This window comes from Streptomyces drozdowiczii, assembly GCF_026167665.1.
Taxonomy (GTDB): Bacteria; Actinomycetota; Actinomycetes; order Streptomycetales; family Streptomycetaceae; genus Streptomyces; species Streptomyces drozdowiczii_A.
This window is the reverse complement of record NZ_CP098740.1, coordinates 4,576,347-4,596,368: the sequence shown is the minus strand read 5'-3', so window position 1 is coordinate 4,596,368 and position 20,022 is coordinate 4,576,347. Positions and strand designations below refer to the sequence as shown.

At 73.0% G+C, this 20,022-nt stretch carries 16 protein-coding genes; 8 read left to right on the top strand and 8 right to left on the bottom strand.

Annotation, left to right across the window (positions count from 1 at the left end; all coding sequences use genetic code 11):
* Positions 1-24 precede the first annotated feature (24 nt).
* A complete protein-coding gene (locus NEH16_RS20935) occupies positions 25-813 on the top strand; it encodes a sugar phosphate isomerase/epimerase family protein (RefSeq protein WP_265544311.1) in 789 nt (262 codons plus the stop codon).
* Positions 814-819: 6 nt separating this feature from the next.
* Here NEH16_RS20935 and NEH16_RS20930 read toward each other — a convergent pair whose 3' ends face one another.
* Positions 820-1,707, bottom strand: a complete 888-nt coding sequence (locus tag NEH16_RS20930; protein ID WP_265544310.1) for an EamA family transporter — start codon at positions 1,705-1,707, stop codon at positions 820-822.
* Positions 1,708-1,809: 102 nt separating this feature from the next.
* Between NEH16_RS20930 and NEH16_RS20925 the strand changes: the two genes are divergently transcribed.
* Together NEH16_RS20925 and NEH16_RS20920 are read left to right on the top strand one after the other, a co-directional pair.
* Entirely contained in the window at positions 1,810-2,733 is a 924-nt protein-coding gene (locus NEH16_RS20925; protein WP_265544308.1) for a LysR family transcriptional regulator, read from the top strand.
* A 111-nt stretch (positions 2,734-2,844) separates the two neighbouring features.
* Positions 2,845-4,695 carry a glycoside hydrolase family 3 protein gene (locus NEH16_RS20920; RefSeq protein ID WP_265544305.1) on the top strand — a complete coding sequence of 617 codons (1,851 nt, stop codon included), beginning with the start codon at positions 2,845-2,847 and terminating at the stop codon, positions 4,693-4,695.
* 44 nt (positions 4,696-4,739) lie between these two features.
* On the opposite strand, the gene NEH16_RS20915 is transcribed toward NEH16_RS20920, so the two are convergent.
* Both NEH16_RS20915 and NEH16_RS20910 read right to left on the bottom strand, forming a co-directional pair.
* A complete protein-coding gene (locus NEH16_RS20915; RefSeq protein WP_265544303.1) occupies positions 4,740-6,215 on the bottom strand; it encodes a S28 family serine protease in 1,476 nt (491 codons plus the stop codon).
* A gap of 133 nt (positions 6,216-6,348) precedes the next feature.
* Positions 6,349-6,765, bottom strand: coding sequence for a hypothetical protein (locus tag NEH16_RS20910; protein ID WP_073965113.1), 417 nt, complete (start codon positions 6,763-6,765; stop codon positions 6,349-6,351).
* A gap of 185 nt (positions 6,766-6,950) precedes the next feature.
* On the opposite strand from NEH16_RS20910, the gene NEH16_RS20905 reads away from it, so the two are divergent.
* Positions 6,951-7,442, top strand: a complete 492-nt coding sequence (locus NEH16_RS20905; RefSeq protein WP_265544301.1) for a hypothetical protein — start codon at positions 6,951-6,953, stop codon at positions 7,440-7,442.
* Between the two features lie 3 nt (positions 7,443-7,445).
* On the opposite strand, the gene NEH16_RS20900 is transcribed toward NEH16_RS20905, so the two are convergent.
* A complete protein-coding gene (locus tag NEH16_RS20900; protein ID WP_265544300.1) occupies positions 7,446-11,186 on the bottom strand; it encodes an ABC transporter ATP-binding protein in 3,741 nt (1,246 codons plus the stop codon).
* Positions 11,187-11,314: 128 nt separating this feature from the next.
* On the bottom strand, positions 11,315-12,760 hold the full coding sequence (locus NEH16_RS20895) for a serine/threonine-protein kinase (protein ID WP_265544298.1): 1,446 nt from the start codon (positions 12,758-12,760) through the stop codon (positions 11,315-11,317).
* A 233-nt stretch (positions 12,761-12,993) separates the two neighbouring features.
* Between NEH16_RS20895 and NEH16_RS20890 the strand changes: the two genes are divergently transcribed.
* Positions 12,994-13,467, top strand: a complete 474-nt coding sequence (locus NEH16_RS20890) for a hemerythrin domain-containing protein (protein ID WP_265544297.1) — start codon at positions 12,994-12,996, stop codon at positions 13,465-13,467.
* Between the two features lie 67 nt (positions 13,468-13,534).
* Positions 13,535-14,296 (top strand): ZIP family metal transporter, encoded by a 762-nt coding sequence (locus NEH16_RS20885; RefSeq protein ID WP_265544296.1) that lies wholly within the window; start codon positions 13,535-13,537, stop codon positions 14,294-14,296.
* 66 nt (positions 14,297-14,362) lie between these two features.
* On the opposite strand, the gene NEH16_RS20880 is transcribed toward NEH16_RS20885, so the two are convergent.
* The 3 genes from NEH16_RS20880 to speB all read right to left on the bottom strand — a co-directional run bounded on the left by NEH16_RS20880 (position 14,363) and on the right by speB (position 18,146).
* Positions 14,363-15,322, bottom strand: a complete 960-nt coding sequence (locus NEH16_RS20880) for a serine hydrolase (RefSeq protein ID WP_265544295.1) — start codon at positions 15,320-15,322, stop codon at positions 14,363-14,365.
* A 173-nt stretch (positions 15,323-15,495) separates the two neighbouring features.
* On the bottom strand, positions 15,496-17,181 hold the full coding sequence (locus NEH16_RS20875; protein WP_265544294.1) for a thiamine pyrophosphate-binding protein: 1,686 nt from the start codon (positions 17,179-17,181) through the stop codon (positions 15,496-15,498).
* On the bottom strand, positions 17,178-18,146 hold the full coding sequence (gene speB / locus NEH16_RS20870) for an agmatinase (protein ID WP_073965108.1): 969 nt from the start codon (positions 18,144-18,146) through the stop codon (positions 17,178-17,180). Before speB ends, NEH16_RS20875 begins: the two co-directional genes overlap by 4 nt.
* 204 nt (positions 18,147-18,350) lie before the next feature.
* Here speB and NEH16_RS20865 point away from each other — a divergent pair, with 204 nt between their 5' ends.
* Together NEH16_RS20865 and eccD are read left to right on the top strand one after the other, a co-directional pair.
* Positions 18,351-18,608, top strand: coding sequence for a hypothetical protein (locus NEH16_RS20865; RefSeq protein WP_073965107.1), 258 nt, complete (start codon positions 18,351-18,353; stop codon positions 18,606-18,608).
* Positions 18,609-18,669: 61 nt separating this feature from the next.
* Complete coding sequence (eccD, locus tag NEH16_RS20860) at positions 18,670-20,010, top strand: type VII secretion integral membrane protein EccD (protein WP_265544293.1); 1,341 nt, start codon at positions 18,670-18,672, stop codon at positions 20,008-20,010.
* The last annotated feature ends 12 nt before the right edge of the window (positions 20,011-20,022 follow it).

The window sequence follows — 20,022 nt, the reverse complement described above, 5'->3', positions numbered from 1 at the left end:
CGTGGAACGGAAGGAACACGCACCGTGAAGCTCGCTTTCTCCACCCTCGGCGTACCGGGGCTGCCCATGCCCGAGGTCGTCCGGCTGGCCGCCGAGAACGGCTACCAGGGGGTCGAGCTGCGCGCCCACCCCGAGGAGCCGGTGCACCTGGGTCTCGGGCAGGCCGAACGGGCCGCCGTGCGCGCGGAGTTCGAGCGCGGCGGGGTCGAGATCCTGGGTGTGGCGGGGTACGCGAAGGTCGCCGCCGAGGGGTACGACCAGCCGGTCCTGGACGAACTGGCCGCGCTGACCGAGCTGGCCCGGGACCTGGGCGCGAGTTACGTCCGGGTGTTCCCCGGCGCCGGTGAATGGGACCCGGAGGAGGCCGACGCGGCCGCCGCGCGCAGGCTCGGGGCGGCTGCCCCGTACGCCACCGACCTGGGCGTACGCATCCTGCTGGAGACCCACGACTCGCACCGGGCGGGGGCCGACGTGGCCCGGGTGGCGGGGACGGTGGGGCACAAGAGCATCGGTGCGCTGTGGGACGTCATGCACACCTGGCTGGCGGGCGAGGAGCCGGTGGCCAGTCACGCGGTGCTGGCCCCGCACCTCGGCTACGTACAGGTGAAGGACATCGCGTCGGCGGACGACACCACGCCGCTCGCGCTCGGGGCCGGGGTGCTGCCGCTGCGGGCGTGCCTGGACACGCTGGACCCGGACGGCTGGGTCTGCTGGGAGTACGAGAAGCGCTGGTACCCGGAGGCGGCGGAGCTGCCGGGGCTGCTGGCCGCGGGGCGCGAGCACCTGCTGCGGCTGGGCGCGCCCAAGCAGTAAGCGGTCTCAGGCGGGTGCGGGTTCCGGGGCGGGCGCGCGGCGCGTCCCGGTCAGCGAGGTGAGCGCCACCCCGCCGACCAGGAGCGCCGCCGCGCACCACCGCAGCGGGCTCACCGACTCGCCGAGCACCAGCGCGGCCGAGGACATCCCGAAGACGGGCACCAGCAGGGTGAAGGGGGCGACGGAGGACGCCGGGTAGCGGCTGAGCAGGAAGCCCCACGCGCCGAAGCCGAAGACCGTGGCGATCCAGGCGACGAAGAGGAGGGCCCCGGCCCCGCTCCAGTCGAGCCCGGCCAGCGCCGCGCGGTCGCGGTGCCCGCCCTCGAAGAGCAGGGAGAGCCCGAGCAGCGGCAGGACGGGCACGGTCGACACCCACACCATGAAGTTGAGCGGGTCGGGCGGGGCGGCCTTGCGGGTCAGCACGTTGGACACGCCCCAGCAGGCCGCCGCCGCGATCACCAGGACGAAGGCGAGCACGGGCCCGCTCGCGCCCTCGTCCACCGCCGCGACCCCGATCCCGGCGAGCGCCACCGCCATGCCCAGGAGCTTGGTGCGACCGGGCCGTTCGCCCAGCGCGAGGGCCGCGAAGAGCGCGGTGAACACGGCCTGGACCTGGAGCACGAGCGAGGAGAGCCCGGCGCCCATCCCCCGATCCATACCGATGAAGAGCAGCCCGAACTTGGCGACCCCGAGGGCCAGCCCGACCCCGACGATCCACTTCCAGGCGACCTTGGGGCGTCCGACGAAGAAGACGGCCGGGAGGGCGGCGGCCAGGAAGCGGAGGGCCGAGAAGAGGAGCGGCGGGAAGTGGTCGAGACCCAGCTCGATGACGACGAAGTTGACGCCCCAGACGGCTGCCACCAGGGCGGCCAGGGCGAGGTGAAGGGGACGCATGGACCGAGGATCACCCGGCCCGACCATGTAGCACCAGCTCGCGTTTCTTCATGGTGGAATTGAGCATCGCTAACGAATGACGGCCCGTTCCGGAGGCTTCGGATGCTCGATCTCGCCCGGCTGCGCGCGCTGCACGCGGTCTCCGTCCACGGGTCCGTCGCGGGGGCGGCGGCGGCCCTCGGCTACACCCCGTCGGCGGTCTCGCAGCAGATCACCAAGCTGGAGCGGGAAACCCGCACGACCCTGCTCGAACGGCGCGGGCGGGGCGTCGCGCTGACCGAGGAGGCCGTCCATCTGGTGGCTGCCGCCCAGCAGTTGCTGGCGATCGTGGAGCGCGCGGAGACCTCGTTGGAGGAGCGCCGGGGGCTGCCGACGGGGCGGCTCTCGGTGGGCGCGTTCGCCTCGGCGGCGCGCGGGCTGCTGCCGGGGGTGCTGGCGGATCTGGACCGGGAGCACCCGGGGCTCGACGTCCGGATGACCGAGGTGGACCCGCATCTGTCGGTGGACCTGGTCGCGAAGGGCGTGATCGATCTGGCCGTGGCGCACGACTGGGACATCGCCCCGCTGCCCGCCCCGGAGGGCGTGGAGCAGGCGGTGATCGGGGACGACCTGTGCGACCTGCTCGTCCCGGCGGGGCACCGGCTGGCGGGGCGGGACGGGGTGCGGCGCGCGGAGCTGGCGCGGGAGCGGTGGATCTGCCAGCCGCCGGGGACGGTCTGCCACGACTGGCTCGTACGGACGCTGCGCGCGGCGGGCTACGAGCCGGACATCCGGCACCAGGCGGAGGAGAACCACACCCAGCTCGCCCTGCTCGCCGCCGGTCTCGGGGTCGCGATGATCCCCCGGCTCGGGCGCGGGCCGCTGCCGGAGGGCGTGGTGGCGGTGCGGATGGACCCGGTGCCGGTGCGGCGGCTGTACGCGCTGTGGCGTACGGGGGCGGCCCGGCGGCCCGCGATCACGGCGGCGGTCGCGGCGCTCCAGGGGCACGGGGCGCGGGTGGGGCTGCGGTGGGCGAGGGGCACCTGAGACGCGCTCAAAACGGCCCGCACCCTTGACCGGAAGTTATTTTCTGGATATCCGTGCTCCTTGGAAGTTTCTTTCACCCCCTCGTCACCGAGAACGGCCGAAGGAGCTCATGTGCACCACCGCACCTCCAGACGCACCCTCCTCACCGCCACCGCCGCCACCGCCGTCGCGGCGGCAGCGGGCATGGCGACCGCCCCGGCTGCCCTCGCCTCCCAGGGCTCCGCGCACAGCAGCCACACCTCCGCCGCCACGACCAAGCGGCTGAAGCGGCTCATCTCCCGGATGAGCCTGGAGGAGAAGGTCGGCCAGCTCTTCGTCATGCGGGTCTACGGGCACTCCGCCACCGACCCGGACCAGGCCGACATCGACGCCAACCTCGCCGAGATCGGGGTGCGTACGGCCGCCGAGATGATCGCCAAGTACCACGTCGGCGGGATCATCTACTTCGCCTGGGCGCACAACACCCGCGACCCGCACCAGATCGCCGAACTGTCCAACGGCATCCAGCGCGCGGGCCTCGCGGGCCCGTCCCGCCTGCCGCTGCTGATCTCCACCGACCAGGAGCACGGCATCGTCTGCCGCGTCGGCGAACCGGCCACCCTGATGCCGGGCGCGATGGCGCTGGGCGCGGGCGGTTCGCACTCCGACGCGCGCAGGGCCGGGCAGATCGCGGGCGCCGAGCTGGCTGCGATCGGCATCAACCAGAACTACGCGCCGGACGCCGACGTCAACGTGAACCCGGCCAACCCGGTCATCGGCGTCCGCTCCTTCGGCTCGGACCCGCAGGCCGTGGCGGACATGGTCGCCGCGCAGGTGAAGGGGTATCAGAGCGCCGGGATCGCCTCCACGGCCAAGCACTTCCCGGGCCACGGCGACACCAGCACCGACAGCCACACGGGCCTGCCGGTCATCGGCCACACCCGGGAGCAGTGGGCGGAGCTGGACGCGCCCCCGTTCCGGGCGGCGATCGCGGCGGGCATCGACTCGATCATGACCGCGCACATCGTGGTGCCCGCGCTCGACCCGGCCGAGGACCCGGCGACCCTCTCGAAGCCGATCCTCACCGGCATCCTGCGCGAGGAGCTGGGCTACGACGGGGTCGTGGTCACCGACTCGCTCGGCATGGAGGGCGTACGCACGAAGTACGGGGACGACCGGGTGCCGGTGCTCGCGCTCCAGGCCGGCGTGGACCAGCTGCTGAACCCGCCGAGCCTGGACGTCTCGTGGAACGCGCTGCTGGCGGCCGTCAAGAGCGGTGAGGTCAGCGAGGCCCGGCTCGACGAATCGATCCTGCGCATCCTGCGCCTGAAGACGAAGCTGGGGCTCTTCGAGCGCCCCTTCGTCACCGGGCGCGAGGTGAACCGCACGGTCGGCACCCGGGAGCATCTGGCCGCCGCCGACCGGATCGCCGAACACACGACGACCCTGCTGGCCAACGAGGGCCGGCTGCTGCCGTTGTCCCGCCGCTCGCACCGGAACCTGCTGGTGGTGGGCGCCGACCCGGCCTCGCCCTCGGGCACCACGGGCCCGCCGACGACGACGCTGGCCGAGGCGTTCGACGAGCTGGGCTTCGCCGCGACCGCGCTGTCCACCGGGACCGCGCCCACCAAGGCGGCCATCGACGCGGCGGTGGCTGCGGCGAAGGGCAAGGACGCCGTGGTCGTGGGGACGTACAACGTCTCGGCGACCAGCTCGCAGCGCACCCTGGTCAGCGCGCTGGCGGCGACGGGCGTCCCGGTGGTCACGGTCGCCATCCGCAATCCGTACGACATCGCGCAGTTGGCGGGTACGGGGCACAGGGCGCACCTGGCCGCGTACTCCTGGACCGACGTCGAGCTGCGCGCGGCGGCCCGGGTGATCGCGGGCCGGGCCCGGCCGGAGGGCCGGCTCCCGGTCCCGGTGCAGCGGGCGGACGACCCGTCGAAGGTGCTGTACCCGGTGGGGTACGGGCTGAAGTACTGAGCACGTCCTGCCCCGGCGGCCGTGGCCGCCGGGGCAGGCTCACCTCACGGGCGCCGGACGCCGAGGCGGTGGTCGGTCGGCCGGTCCTTGTTGTCGAGCCGCGCGTCGAACTTCGCGAGCGGCTTCGCCTTGGACTCGTCCTGCTGGACGGCGGCCGGGGCGACGCCCGCCCAGCGCAGGATCGCGGCCGTGGCCGTCGCGTTCTCCGAGGGCACGAGGCCCGCGACGTTGGAGCCGTGGTTCCCGCCGGGCTGGGTGAACACATAGCTGTCGCGGGCGCCCGCCCCGAGCCGGAAGCGCTCCGCGCCCCACGGGTCGTTCTCGCCGTATACGTACAGCATGTGCGTGGCGTGGTGCTTCACCCAGCTGTCGACGTCCCGCATCACGCCGGGCTGGAACCTCATCGGGATGGAGCGCGGCACGAAAGTGCGCGGCGGCTGGTAGCCGTAGCGGCTCAGCCTGCCGAGCCAGGGCTGCTTGATGTCGGGCGAACCGAGCTGGGTGCCCGCCTGGTAGTAGTACGGCGTGTAGTCGGCCAGGCTCTGGTCGGTGTAGGCGGAGAAGCCGGAGATCCCGTCGACCGAGTCCCAGATCTCCTGGTCGGTGGCCTTCTTCGCGTCGGCCGGGAGGGTGTCGCAGTCGGCGAGCAGGCTGTACTGCCAGAACGCCCAGACGTAGTCCATGACGACGGCCTCGTACGCCTTGTCCAGCGAGCCGACGGTGTCGAAGGTGTAGCCGTTGTCGGCCGCGTAGCGCGCGTACTTCTTCTCCAGTGGCGCCCGGCGGATCAGAGCCTCGCGCTGGACGCCGCTCAGCTTGTCCCGGCACTCCTTGGTGCCGACCTTCGCGAAGAACCGGTCGTACGCCGAGTCCTCGTCGTTCACCACGTCGTTGGGGGCGACATAGGCGACGACGCCGTCCATGTCCTTCGGGTAGAAGCGCTCGTAGTACGTGGCGGTCATGCCGCCCTTGGAACCGCCGGTGGTCAGCCAGTTCTTGGCGTAGATCCGCTTGAGCGCGGTGAAGACCCGGTGCTGGTCGCTCGCCGCCTGCCAGATGTCCAGCTTGGACCAGTCGGCGGGCGAGGGCCGCGACGGGGTGAAGTAGCGGTACTCCAGCGAGACCTGGTTGCCGTCGATGATCCGGGTGGGCTCGGAGCGGCTGGGGTTGGTGGAGACGTTGTACCCACTGGTGAAGAACACCGTGGGGCGCGAGGTGTCCTTGTGCAGCAGGGTGATCCGCTGCTGGAACGTTCCCTTGGACGGGTGGCGGTGGTCGACCGGCTGGGTGTAGTTGAGGACGAAGTAGCGGTAGCCCGCGTAGGGCTTCTCCTCGATGAGACTCATGCCCGGGATGGCCAGGATGCGGTCCTTGATGTCCGTGCTCGTTCCGCTGTCGCTCACGGCGGCACCGAGCGGGGCCGGTACGGCGGCGGTGGCCGCCCCGGCCGAGGCACCCGTCGCACTCACCGTGCCGATGAGCACCGCGAGCGACAGGATTCCTCTGAACGCCTTGCGCATGACGCGTCCTCCCCTGGGACGTCCCCGGAAGGCCGTCGGACGCCCCTTGGTCCACAGCTGACGCGGTGAACCTAGCGGGGCAACACACGTACCACCAGCCCCCCTTGCCCGGGGCCGGGGAGCTGTCACCCGGTCAGCACAGGATCCAGCCGGTGCGGGCGCCCTTGCCGTCGACCTTGCCGGAGACCCGTACGCACCGGTTCAGCGCGTGGACGGTGACCGGGCCCGCCAGCTGCGTGAAGCGGCCGCTGTCCGTGACGGGGAGGCCGCCGCGCGGCTGGATGGTCACGGACATGGGGCGGCGCTTGCCGGGCTTCGCGGCGACCGCGGTGACGCAGGCGTAGGCGCGGGACTTGTAGACGCGCAGCTCGCCCGTCGCGAACTTCACCGTCTTCTTCGGGCGGCCCGCGCAGACCGATGCGGCGTCCGCGCTCCCCGCGACCGCCCCGCCGACCACCAGTGCGAGGGCGGTGGCCAGGGCGAGGACCACCGCATGGCGGCGGAGCCCGCGCCGCGCGCCCCGGGCGTGTCCTTCGGTCCCTCTGGTCACAGCAGCCCCATCGCCTCATCGAACATTCGCGCCCCTGTCCGACACCTGGGCGCATATGCCTGTACCTGCGTACGACGCGGGAGGCCATCCGGAGGTTGCATCCGGCGGGCCCGTCCCTTGCGGGGACCGGGGCGGCCCACCATGGAGCCGGACAGGACAGACCACCACGAAAGGCAGGAACCGTCATGACCCGAACCCGCTCCGCCCGGCGCACCGCCGGTCGTACGCTGCTCGCCTCCGCGCTCCTCGCCGCCGCCGTCACCGTGCCCGCCGCGGCCACGGCCGCCCCGCGCGAGGCGTCGGCCGGGGCGACGGTCACCGACGACACCGCGACCCAGGAGTCCCGGCTGGTGGACGACTTCTACAGCGCGTACCTCGACGCGGTGGCCGCCGAGGACGGCGGGGACCTCGCCACCGCGCTGCGCGGCTTCTACCTCACCCCGGGCCTGCGCGACCGCCTCGCCGAGTGGGAGGCGGCCCACCACGCGGACGGCGTGCTGCTCGCCCAGGACGTCCCGGTGGACCACCTGGTCACCGCGGGCCACAGCGGCGCCGGGCACACCTGGTCCACGGTCCGCCTCACCTGGGGATCGCCCGAGGACCCCGCGTACACCTATCTGACGGTGCGCTCGGACCTCGCGACCGGGAAGATCTCGGCGATCCGCGGCGACGCGTAGGGGTCACACCCCGGCCGGCTCGTCCTCCCCTATGAACGTGCGCCACAGCACCGCGTAGTGCCCGTCCCGCGCCAGGAGTTCGTCGTGGGTGCCGTCCTCGACGACCCGGCCGTGGTCCATCACCACGACCCGGTCCGCCCGGGCGGCGGTGGTCAGGCGGTGGGCGACGACGAGCGTGGTGCGGCGGCCCGCGAGCCGGTCGGTCGCCTGGTTCACCTGCGCCTCGCTGGCCAGGTCGAGCGAGGCGGTCGCCTCGTCCAGGAGCAGGATGTCCGGATCGACCAGCTCGGCGCGGGCGAGCGCGATCAGCTGGCGCTGTCCGGCCGAGAGGTTGCGGCCCCGCTCGGCGACCTCGTGGAGGTAGCCGCCGTCCAGCGTGGCGATCATGTCGTGCGCGCCGACCGCCCGGGCCGCCGCCTCCACCTCCGCGTCGGTGGCGTCCGGCCGCCCGTAGGCGATGGCGTCGCGCACGGTCCCGGGGAAGAGGTACGCCTCCTGCGGTACGACTCCGAGCCGGCGACGGTACGCGGTGAGCCCGAGGCCGCGCAGGTCGGCGCCGTCCACCGTGATGCTGCCGTCCGTCGGGTCGTAGTACCGGGCGACCAGCTTGACCAGGGTCGACTTCCCGGCCCCGGTCTCCCCGACGAAGGCGACGGTCTGCCCGGCCGGGATGCGCAGGTCGACGCCCTGGAGAGCCTCCTCCTCGTCCCCGTAGGCGAAGGACACGTCCTCGAAGGCGATCTCGCCGCGCAGTTCGCGGACGTGCCGCGGGTCGTCGCGGTCGGTGGTGGAGGCGGGCTCGCGCAGGAGTTCCTGGATGCGGCCGAGGGAGACGGCGGCCTGCTGGTAACCGTCGAAGACCTGGGAGAGCTGCTGGACGGGCGCGAAGAACAGGTCGATGTAGAGCAGGTAGGCGACCAGCGCGCCCGCGGTGAGCGTGGCGTCGTCCACCCGGTGGGCGCCCACGATCAGCACCGCAGCCGCGGCCACCGACGAGAGCAGCTGGACGAACGGGAAGTAGACGGAGATCAGCCACTGCCCGCGCACCCGCGCCTCGCGGTACTCGTCGCTGCGCGCGGCGAACGCCTCGGCCCCGTCCCGCTCGCGCCGGAACGCCTGCACGATGCGGAGGCCGGCGACGGACTCCTGGAGGTCCGCGTTGACGACGCTGATCCGCTCACGGGCCAGCTCGTACGCCTTGACGCTCTTGCGGCGGAAGAAGACGGTCCCGACGACGAGGACGGGCAGGGTCGCGAAGACGACGAGGGCCAGTTCCACGTCGAGGACCAGCAGCGCGACCATGATGCCGAGGAAGGTGACGACGGAGACGAAGGCGGTGACCAGGCCGGTCTGGAGGAACGTGGACAGCGCGTCCACGTCCGTCGTCATCCGGGTCATGATCCGGCCGGTCAGCTCGCGCTCGTAGTAGTCGAGCCCCAGCCGCTGGAGCTGGGCGAAGATCTTCAGCCGCAGCGCGTACAGCACCCGCTCACCGGTGCGGCCGGTCATCCGGGTCTCGCCGATCTGGGCCGCCCACTGCACGAGGACGACGACCAGGGCGATGGCGGACGCCGTCCAGACCGCGCCCAGCGCGAGCTGGGTGACACCGTCGTCGATGCCGTTCCGGATCAGCACCGGGAGCAGCAGCCCGGCCCCGGCGTCCACGGCGACCAGGCCGAGGCTGACAAGCAGCGGCAGCCCGAAGCCGCGCAGCAGCCTGCGCAGCCCGTAGGAGTCCTCGGGGCGCACCGCGCGGGCCTCGTCCACGTCCGGGACGTCGTTCGCCGGGGGCAGGGCGTCCACCTGGGCGAGCAGTTCGGGCGTGGCGGGGGTGCCCGCCGTGTCGGTGGACCGGTCCTGCTCCCGGCGCACCCACAGCGCGGGCGTGATGCCGCGCTCGGCGTCGAACGCGGCGTCGATCTCCTCCCGGAGCGCGCGGTCCCGTTCGGGATCCTCGGGAGCGGCCGTCGGGCGGTGGCCGGGCGAGGGGCTGCCCAGTTCGTCGGGGTCGGTGAGCAGGCGCCGGTAGAGGGCGCAGCGGCGCTCCAGCTCCTCGTGGGTGCCGACGTCGGCGAGGCGGCCGTCGTCGAGGACGGCGATGCGGTCCGCGAGGTTCAGGGTGGAGCGGCGGTGGGCGATGAGCAGCGTCGTACGGCCGGCCATCACCTGGCGCAGGGCCTCGTGGATCTCGTGCTCGACGCGGGCGTCCACGGCGGAGGTGGCGTCGTCCAGGAGGAGCAGGCGGGGGTCGGTGAGGATGGCGCGGGCGAGGGCGATGCGCTGGCGCTGGCCGCCGGAGAGGGTGAGCCCGTGCTCGCCGACCTTGGTGTCGTAGCCGTTCGGCAGCTCGGCGATGAAGCGGTGGGCCTGGGCGGAGCGGGCGGCCTGTTCGATCTGCTCGTCGGTGGCGCCGGGCAGGCCGTACGCGATGTTGGCGCGGACGGTGTCGGAGAACAGGAAGCTGTCCTCGGGGACGAGGCCGATCGCGGCGCGCAGCGAGTCGAGGGTCAGTTCCCGCACGTCGTGGCCGCCGACGAGGACCGCGCCGTGCGTCACGTCGTAGAAGCGCGGCAGCAGCAGCGAGACGGTGGACTTGCCGCTGCCGGAGGCGCCGACGACGGCGACGGTCTCGCCGGGTTCGATGGTCAGCGAGAAGCCGTCGAGGACGGGGCGGCGGGTGTCGTTGTAGCCGAACCGGACGTCCTCGAATTCCACGCCGGCCGGGGCGTCGGCGGGGAGTTCCTTGGTGCCGTCCTTCATGGTGGGCTCGGTGTCGATGAGTTCGAGGACGCGTTCCACCCCGGCGCGGGCCTGCTGGCCGACGGTGAGGACCATGGCGAGCATCCGGACCGGGCCGACGAGCTGCGCGAGGTAGGTGGAGAACGCGACGAACGTGCCGAGGGTGATCTCGCCCCGGGTGGCCAGCCAGCCGCCGAGGGCCAGCATCGCGACCTGGCCGAGGGCGGGCACGGCCTGGAGGGCGGGGGTGTAGCGGGAGTTCAGCCGGATGGTGCGCAGCCGGCCGGCGAACAGCTTGCGGCCGACCTCGCGCAGCTTGCCGGTCTCCTGCTCCTCCTGTCCGAAGCCCTTGACGACGCGGACGCCGGAGACGGCCCCGTCCACGACGCCGGCGACGGCGGCCGCCTGCGACTGGGCGTACCAGGTGGCGGGGAAGAGCCGGGCGCGGGAGCGGCGGGCGATGTACCAGAGGGCGGGGGCGACGGCGACGGCGACGAGCGTCAGCAGCGGCGACAGCCAGGCCATGATCACCAGGGAGATCAGGAAGAGCAGCACGTTCCCGATGGTCATGGGGAGCATGAAGAGCAGGCTCTGGATGAGCTGGAGGTCGCTGGTGGCGCGTCCGACGACCTGCCCGGTGGACAGCTCGTCCTGGCGCTTGCCGTCGAGCCGGGTGATCGTCCCGTACATCCCGGTCCGCAGGTCGTGCTGGACGTCGAGGGCGAGCCGGCCGCCGTAGTAGCGGCGGATGTAGGTGGAGGCGTAGACGAGGCCGGCCGCCACGATCAGCAGGCCGGTCCAGACGGCGAGGGAGCGGGTGTGGCCGACGACCACGTCGTCGATGATCACCTTGGTGATCAGGGGGACGAGCGCCATGACGGCCATCCCGGCCAGCGACGAGCCGAGCGCCAGCAGCACGTTGCGCCGGTAGCGCCAGGCGTAACCGCTCAGTCTCCGCGCCCAGCCGCCCCGCTGCCCGCGTTCCGTCTCCCGTGCGTCCGCCACCCGGTGCCTCCCGTCCGACCTGATCCGACGGAAGGCACCAACGCGGGGTGTCGCGGATTTCATCCCTCCGCAACAAATACGGGACCTGCGACCTAGGCCATGTCCGGAAAGTCCCGCCCGGCCCGCGTTCAGCCGTCGCTGTCGTCTTCCCCGTCCCGGGCCGGTGCCGTCTTCTTCGGGTGGCCGTGCGGCTGCCGGGGCGACGCGGTCTCCGTGGCGCTCGGGGTCACCGGCGCCGATGGGGTTCCCTCACCCGGTGTGGCCGACGCGGTGGGAGAGCTCGTCGAGGGGCTGGGCGCTGTGCTCCCCGTGGGCGTGGCCGCGGGTGTCGATGTGTCCGAGCCGGGGCCGGGAGCGGACGCGACGGAGGAGGCGGAGGAGGTACGGGGTGGGGGCGTGTCCGCGGTAGGGGTGCCGGCCGCGGCGTGCGGACGGGTGGGCCGTGCGGCCGGTGGCGGGGAACTCGTCGTCCCCCCGCGCTCGGCGCCGTCGTCACGGGCGTGAGCGCTTCCCGTGGGAGCGGTGGGGGCCCGGCTCGTGTCCGGGCCGGCGTCGGACGGGGCGGAGCTGCCCGTGACGGCGAGTACGACCGCGGCGACGGCGGCGAGGGCGGCCCCTCCGCCCGCCATGGCGGTGCGTCCTCGTGTGCGGCGGGCGTTGTCGGCCCCGGCGCGCGGCGGATCCGCGTGCGGGGGCTCTGCCGGCCCGGGCCCGGCGCCGGGAGAAGGGAGGGGGACCGTGTGCACCGTACCGACCGGCGCCGTCAGGGCGTGGGCGCAGTCGCGGGCCGTCGGGCGGGCCTCGCCGTCCTGGGCCGTCATCCGGCTGAGCAGGGCGCGGAACTGCTCGGGTGCGTCGGGCGGCAGGGCGGGCGGGCGGTGCAGCCGTGCGATCGCGGCTTCGACGGGGCCGCCGCCGTACTCCAGCCTGCCGGTGAGGCATTCGATGAGCACCAGGCCGAGGGCGTAGATGTCGGCGGGCCGTCCCACGGCCCGGCCGAGTACCTGCTCGGGGGCCAGGTAGGCGGCGGTACCCACGAGTGTGTCGGTCGCTGTCCGGGTCGTGGCGTCCAGGGGCCTGGATATGCCGAAGTCGGCCAGGTACGGACGGTGTGCGGAGTCCAGGAGGATGTTGGACGGCTTGACGTCGCGGTGGACGATGCCCGCCTCGTGGGCGTGGGCCAGCGCGTGGGCGAGGTCCGCTCCGATCGCCGCGGCGGCGTCGGGGGGCAGCGGCCCGTCGGCGATGCGGTTCTTCAGCGTGGTGCCTTCGATCAGCTGCATGACCAGGAAGGCGCGTCCGTCGTGGTGCCCGGCGTCGAAGGCGGTGACCAGCCCGGGGTGGTGCAGCCGCGCCAGGATCTGGGCTTCGCCCCGCCAGCTCTCCTCGGCGTCGAGGGCGGTGTCGGGCCGGAAGACCTTGACGGCCACCGGTCGTCTCATCCTCAGGTCGAAGCCCCGGTAGACGTCCGCCGCACCGCCCGAACCGAGAGTCTCGTCAAGACGGTACCGGCCGCTGAGCACCTCGGCGTGAAGCCGGGAAGCCGTGGCCTGAGCAGATTCGCGAAGCCTCATTCCCTCTCCTACTGCGTTGGGGGGCTTACGCCAGTCGGTGACGCGGAACCGACGCTCCTTGAGACGCCGCGTACCCGGAAGAACCACGTACAGCCCTGCCGCCCGCGATCCGTCGGCGACCGGGGCCCGCCCTTCCTCCGGGCCGGCCGGGGAGCTGGATCACGCCGGACCGGGTACAGGGCGAGCGAGTGGCGTGCTCATGCGCCCGTTCGTCGAGGTCGAGGGAGAGTTCAGTGGATGGAATCGTGTTGCTCAAGGACGACCACAAAACGGTCGAGAAGCTCTTCAAGCGGTTCGAAAAAGCCGGCGACAAGGCCCACGCCGAGAAGCGGAAGATCGTGGACCGTGTGATCGACGAGCTCACCACCCACACCTGGATCGAGGAGAAGATCTTCTATCCGGCCGTCCGGGAGGCCGCGCCCGACACGAAGGACCACGTCCTGGAGAGCGTCGAGGAGCACCACGTCATGGTGTGGCTGCTGTCGGAGCTGAAGGACCTTGACCCGGCCGACGAGCGCTTCGACGCCAAGATGACCGTCCTCATCGAGAACGTGCGCCACCACGTCGAGGAGGAGGAGAAGGAATGGTTCCCCGAGGTGCGCAAGGCCATGGGGCGCAATCGCCTGACCGAGCTGGGTGAACGGATGGCGGAAGCGAAGAAGCAGGCGCCGGGCAAACCCCTCTCGGTCCCCAGCGCCACGTCGTGACATCCCTGCCCCCGGGACCCCGGCACGGGCGCACATGGCGGCGCCGGTGCCGGGTAGCCAGGGGATCATGACAGGAGCGGTTCAGGCAGGGATGTGGGGGCTGGTGGCGGGTTCGGCGCTGCTGGTCGGAGCGGTGGCCGGGTACGGCCTGCGGATTCCGCAGAAGTTGATCGCGACGGTGATGGCCTTCGGGGCCGGGGTCCTGTTGTCCGCGGTCAGCTTCGAACTGGTCGGGGAGGCGTACGAGCAGGCAGGGCTGACCCCCGCGGCGATCGGCACGCTGGCCGGAGCCCTGGCCTACACCGGCGGGAACATGTGGCTGGCGCGCCGGGGCGCCAGGCACCGCAAGCGGTCCGGCCACCATCAGGGGCAGGCCCAGCCCTCCGAAGCCCAGCAGAGCGGCTCCGGCCTCGCCCTGGCGTTCGGTGCGCTGCTCGACGGCGTCCCCGAATCGGCGGTCATCGGTGTGAGCCTGCTCGACGGCGGAGCGGTGAGCCTCGTGACCGTGGCGGCGGTCTTCATCAGCAACGTCCCGGAGGGGCTCTCCAGTTCGGCCGGAATGAGGAAATCCGGCCGCGGAAAGACTTACGTCTTCGGCGTCTGGGGTGCCATCGCCGCCGCGAGCACCCTCTCCGCGGTCCTCGGGTACAGCGTGGTGGGCGGTTTCTCCCCCGCCGTGATCGCCGCCGTGACCGCCGTCGCCGCCGGGGCGATCCTCGCGATGGTCGCCGACACCATGATCCCGGAAGCGTTCCAGGACGCCCACCTGGCGATCGGCCTCGTCACGGTGAGCGGCTTCCTCGTCTCCTTCGCCCTCTCCCATGTCTGACCCTCACCCGGCGCGCGGCCGTGAACGAGAGGGTCCTCTCTGTTGCCTCCGCCGGGCGGACCCGGGCTACCGCGGCTTGGCGGTGAGCATGCGGCCGGACGGCGCCTCAGGGGCCGGCGGGACGGCTTCCTGCGGGGCGACGGGGGCGGAGAAAGTCCTGGCGTGCATGATGCGCGGGTTGAGGTCCTTGTGGACGGCCCGGGCGACGGCCTGGATGGTGTTGATGCCGTCGTTCATCGTCTTGTTGTCCTGGGTGAGCACGGTCAGCCCGTAGTCGTGGCCGTTGCCGGTGAAGGCGCCGATGCTGTGGACCCGCCAGCCGTGGGTGGAGCGCTGGAGCCAGCCGTTCTTGAGCTGGACGGTGGTCCCGGTGACGGCGCCGGCCGGGGTGCCCCAGCGCTGCGAGGAGACGACCTTCTTCATCAGCCCCAGCTCGTAGGAGCGGGCGCTGTCGGTGAGTACGGAGTTCTTCGAGGTGAGCAGGGTCAGCAGCCGCTGCTCGTCCTGGGCGGTTATCTGGGTCAGGCCCCAGTAGCCGCCGGAGCCGGGCACGGTGTGGGTCATCCCGGCCGCCTTGAGGAAGGCGTTGACCTTGGTGGTGCCGAGCTGCTTCCACAGGGCGGTGGTCGCGTCGTTGTCGGACTTGGTGATCATCTTGGTGCTGAGGTCGATCTCGCGCTGGGTGAGATAGCGGTTGTGCTTGGAGTTGTCCCACAGGAGCGTGGCCAGCACGGTCGCCTTCACGACGCTCGCGGAGTCGTACGTGGTGGTCGCGCGCAGCGTGCACGTGGTGTTGGTGGACCGGTCGTAGAGCGCGAGCGCGACGGTGGACTTGCGGCCCTTGAGCGCGGCGGTGATGTCCTTGGTCAGCTGGGCGGCGAGCCCGGCCCGCCCGGAGGCGCAGCTCACCTGCGAGGTCGCGGCGGACGCGGGCGCGGCGGCGAGCGCGACGGGCGCGAGGACCCCGGCGGCGACGGCGGCACAGAGCGCGGCGCGGCGGCGCCCGGTGGTACGGGACGTGGTCATGGTGGTTCCCCCTGAACGATTCCTGCGGACGGCCCCCCGGCACGCCCGCAAGAGATGACTCGCGGGGGGCCGGAAGGTTGTACGCGCCACAGGGCCCGGCGGGGGCCTGTTACAGGTACGTCGAACTACAGGTGCGTGGGCTTACAAGTACGTGGGCTTACAGGTACGTGGAGTTACAGGTGCGTCGGCTCGAACATCTTCAGCAGAGCCGGGAGTACGACGACCGAGGGCCCCGGCCGTCCGAACGCCTCCGCCAGGTCCGCGGCGAGCGTCTCGGGGCTCGTCCGGACCGCCGGGACGCCGAAGGACGCGGCGAGGGCCGCGAAGTCCGGGCGGGCCAGCTCCGTGCCGGTGGTCTCGCCGAAGGCGCCGGTCAGGTACTCGCGCAGGATGCCGTAGCCGCCGTCGTCCACGATCAGCCAGGTGACCGGGAGGTCGTACTGCCGGGCGGTGGCCAGTTCCGCGACGGAGTACATCGCGCCGCCGTCGCCGGAGACCGCGAGGACCGGCCGGGTCGGGTCGGCCACCGCCGCGCCGAGCGCCGCCGGGAAGGCGTAGCCGAGGCCGCCCGCGCCCTGGGCGGAGTGCATGGTGTTCGGGCGGCGGGCGTCGAACGCGGCCCAGGCCCAGTAGCCGAGGATCGTCATGTCCCAGAAGCTGGGCGAGGCGTCGGGCAGGGCGGTCCTGATCGCCGCGAGAAGATCCTGTTCCAGCTCGCGGCCCTGGCCGGCGATCCGGTCCCGGACCCGGCCGAGCACCCCGGCGACGCGGTCCGCCGCTGCCGGGTCCTCGCGCGGGGCGACCGCGTCGATGAGGTCGGCGAGCGCGTCGCGGGCGTCCGCGTGGATGCCGAGCGCGGGGAGGTTGGCCTCCAGCTTGCCGGCGTCCGCCTCGATCTGGACCACCCGGCCGCGCGGGGCGAACGTGTAGTAGTTCGAGGAGAGTTCGCCGAGTCCGGAGCCGACGACGAGCAGGACGTCGGCGTCCTCCAGGAAGTCGGTGACGTGCCGGTCCTCCACCCACGACTGGAGCGAGAGCGGGTGGCCCCAGGGGAAGGCGCCCTTCCCGCCGTACGTGGTGACGACCGGGGCCTTCAGCTTCTCGGCCAGCGCCCGCAGCTTCCCGGAGGCGTCCGACCGTACGACCCCGCCGCCCGCGACGATCGCCGGGCGCTCGGCGTTCGCCAGCAGGTGCGCGGCGACCGCGATCAGCTCGGGGCGGGCGTGCAGCTCGCGCGGGGTGGCGTCCGGGGCGAGGACGACGGGCAGCCCGGTCTCCGCCTCCAGCACGTCCTGCGGGATCTCGACCCAGACGGGGCCGTGCGGGGCCGTCAGCGCGGACTCCCAGGCGGCGGCGATCGCGGACGGGATCTGCGAGGCCGCCCGCACGGTGTGGACGGACTTCACCACGTCCCGGAACGACGCCTGCTGGTCGCGCAGCTCGTGCAGGTGGCCGTGGCGCCCGCCGCCCAGCCCGTGCACCGGGATCTGGCTGGAGACCGCGAGGACCGGCGCGGAGGCGGCCGCCGCCTCCTGGAGCGCGGCGAGCGAGGTCAGCGCGCCGGGCCCGGTCGACAGGAACAGCGGGGCGACCTCGCCGGTGATCCGCCCGTAGGCGTCGGCCGCGAAGCCCGCGTTGTTCTCGACGCGCAGCCCCACGTACTGGAGCGACGAGCGGCGCAGCGCGTCGAACAGCGCCAGCGCGTGCTGTCCGGGCAGCCCGAAGACGGTGGTCGCGCCGAGCCCGCGCAGGGTCTCGACGACGAGGTCGCCGCCGGTGCGCCCCGGTGGCGGATTCAGCGCGGCCTCGATCTGCGCCGGGGTCAGCTCGGGCCGCTCGTCGTGGTGGTCGTGACTCACTGCTGGCGGGCCTCCGCGATCTGGCGGGTCATGATCGTCGTCAGCTCGTACGCGGTGTGCGAGGCGGCGACGGAGGTGATCTCCGCGTGATCGTACGCGGGGGCGACCTCGACCAGGTCCGCGGAGACCAGGTGGCAGGAGGACAGGCCGCGCACGATCTCCAGCAGCTCGCGGGAGGTGAGGCCGCCGGCCTCCGGGGTGCCGGTGCCGGGGGCGTGGGCCGGGTCGAGCACGTCGATGTCGATGGAGATGTACAGCGGCCGGTCCCCGATGCGCTGGCGCAGCTGGTCCGCGATCTCGTCCACGCCGCGCCGCATCACATCGGCGGAGGTGACGATCCCGAAGCCCATCTTCGCGTCGTCGGTCAGGTCCTGCTTGCCGTAGAGCGGGCCGCGGGTGCCGACGTGGGAGAGCGCCGAGGTGTCGAGGATGCCCTCCTCGACGGCCCGGCGGAACGGGGTGCCGTGCGTGTAGGCGGCGCCGAAGTAGGTGTCCCAGGTGTCGAGGTGGGCGTCGAAGTGGAGCAGCGCGACCGGGCCGTGCTTCTTGGCGACGGACCGCAGCAGCGGCAGCGCGATGGTGTGGTCGCCGCCGAGCGTCATCAGCCGGGCGCCGGTGTCGAGCAGCGCGTCGGCCGCCGCCTCGACGGTCTCCACGGCCTCCTCGATGTTGAACGGGTTGGCCGCGATGTCCCCCGCGTCCGCGACCTGCGCCAGGGCGAAGGGCGAGGCGTCCTGCGCCGGGTTGTAGGGGCGCAGCAGCCGCGACGCCTCCCGGATCGCGTTTCCGCCGAAGCGGGCGCCGGGCCGGTAGGAGACGCCCGAGTCGAACGGCACCCCGACGACGGCCACGTCCGCCGTGCCCACCTCGTCCAGGCGGGGCAGCCGGGCGAACGTCGCGGGCCCGGCGTACCGGGGGATGCGCGAGGAGTCGACGGGGCCGCGGGGCGTCTCGTTGCTGGTCATGACGGGGGGTGCCCTTTCCTGGGATGCGTGTGCCGAGGCGACGCTAGGCGCCTGCGGGGGCGGACTGAAGTGTACGTTTCGTCCACTCACCCACCGGAACGGATGAAACCGCCACGCCCCGGCCCCACGCGCCTTCGATCCGGCCACCCGAGGTGTTCCCGCCGTCACCCCATGCCTTATGTTGCAGTGGCAAAGGGGGGTCGCATGGCACGGGATTACGACAGTCAGCTGCTGGAGTCGGTGGGAGTACGCCGCCGGCGGATGCGCGACGCGCTCCTGTTCGGCACCGGCCGTGCGCGGCGGACGGCCGACGAGCGCCTGGGCAAGGTGTTCGCGGGCATCGCGATCACCGCGGTGCTGTGCGCGGGCTGCGTCGGCTGGTCCTTCCTCCAGCACACCCTGGACAAGCAGAAGGCCGAGCAGGAGAAGCAGCAGCGGCAGTACCAGCAGTACGACCGCTGACCGGTTCACCCCGAGATTTCCTGGACGTCGCGATGATTGGTTTTCGTCAGTGAGTACGGCAATGGCTTCCCGAGCGGAAATGAGCCGGGTGACGCTGGTCGGCGAGCGGCGCCGCGCGGACCTCGTCCTGCCGTCCGACACCCCGGTCGGGCAGCTCCTTCCGGACATACTCCAGCTGCTGGACGACCGGGCCGCGTCCCGCCCGCTGACCCGGCAGCTGCTCACCGCCGACGGCTCGGCGCTGCCGCACGACGCCACCCTGGCCTCGGCGGGCATCGGTGACGGTGCCGTGCTCCGTCTTGTCCGCATCCACGCGGCCCCGCCCGCCCCGGTGGTCCACGACGTGACGGACCAGGTGGCGGACAGCCTGGACCTCCAGACCTGGCGCTGGCGCCCGGCCGTCCGCCGCGTCGCCGCGGGCGCGGCGACCGTGGTCTTCGCGGTGATCGCCGCGCTGCTCGCCCGCCGCGAGTTCGCGCTGGGCGCGCTGGCCGGGGCCTTGGCGGGCGTGACGGTCCTGCTGCTGGTGGCCGGTGCGCTGGTCGCCCGGCTCGGCCGGGGCAACCGCGCGCTCGCGACCGCGCTGCTCCTCGTCTCGGCCGGGCTCGGCGTCCTCTCGGCGTGGACGGCCGCCGACGCCTACGACTGGTCCGGTGCGCTGCGGCTGGCGGCCGTGGCGGGGGCGGCCGCCGTGTCGCTGGCGCTGCTCGGGCTGCTGTCGCCGCTGGGCCGGGGCGGGCTGATCGGCGCGCTGGCCACGGCCGTGGTGACGGCGGTCTGGGAGGTCGTCGCCGCCGTCGCCGAGGACCCGGCCGGGCTCGGCGCGGTGATGGCCGTGTTCTCCGTGGTCCTGCTCGGGCTGCTGCCCCGGCTCGCCCTGATGGCGTCGGGCCTCACGGGCCTCGACGACCGCCGCTCGGGCGGTGCCTCGGTCAGCCGGCACGACGTGGGCAACGCGCTGGCCGCCACCCACCGGGGCCTCGCCCTGGCGACGCTCGTCACGGCGGTGTCGGCCGCCGCCGGCGGCCACCTCCTCACCACGGCGGACCGGCCGACGGTGTGGACGGTGCTGCTGCCGTGCCTGGTCGCGGTGGTGCTGCTGTCCCGGGCGCGGGCGTTCCCGCTGGTGGCGGAGGTGGTGGCGCTGTTCGCCGCCGCCGCGTTCGTCGCGGTGCGGCTGGTGGTGCTGTGGCTGGACCACTCCGGGGGCGGCGGGCCCATCGCGGTCCTGTGCGCGGCCGCGCTGCTGCCCCTGCTCGCGCTGGCGGTGGAGCCGCCGGAGCACGTACGGGTGCGGCTGCGGCGGACGGCCGACCTCATCGAGTCCATCGGCGTCGTGGGGCTCTTCCCGCTCGCCGTCGGGGTGTTCGGCGTCTACGGGCAACTGCTGAACAAGTTCTGACGACTCCGAGAC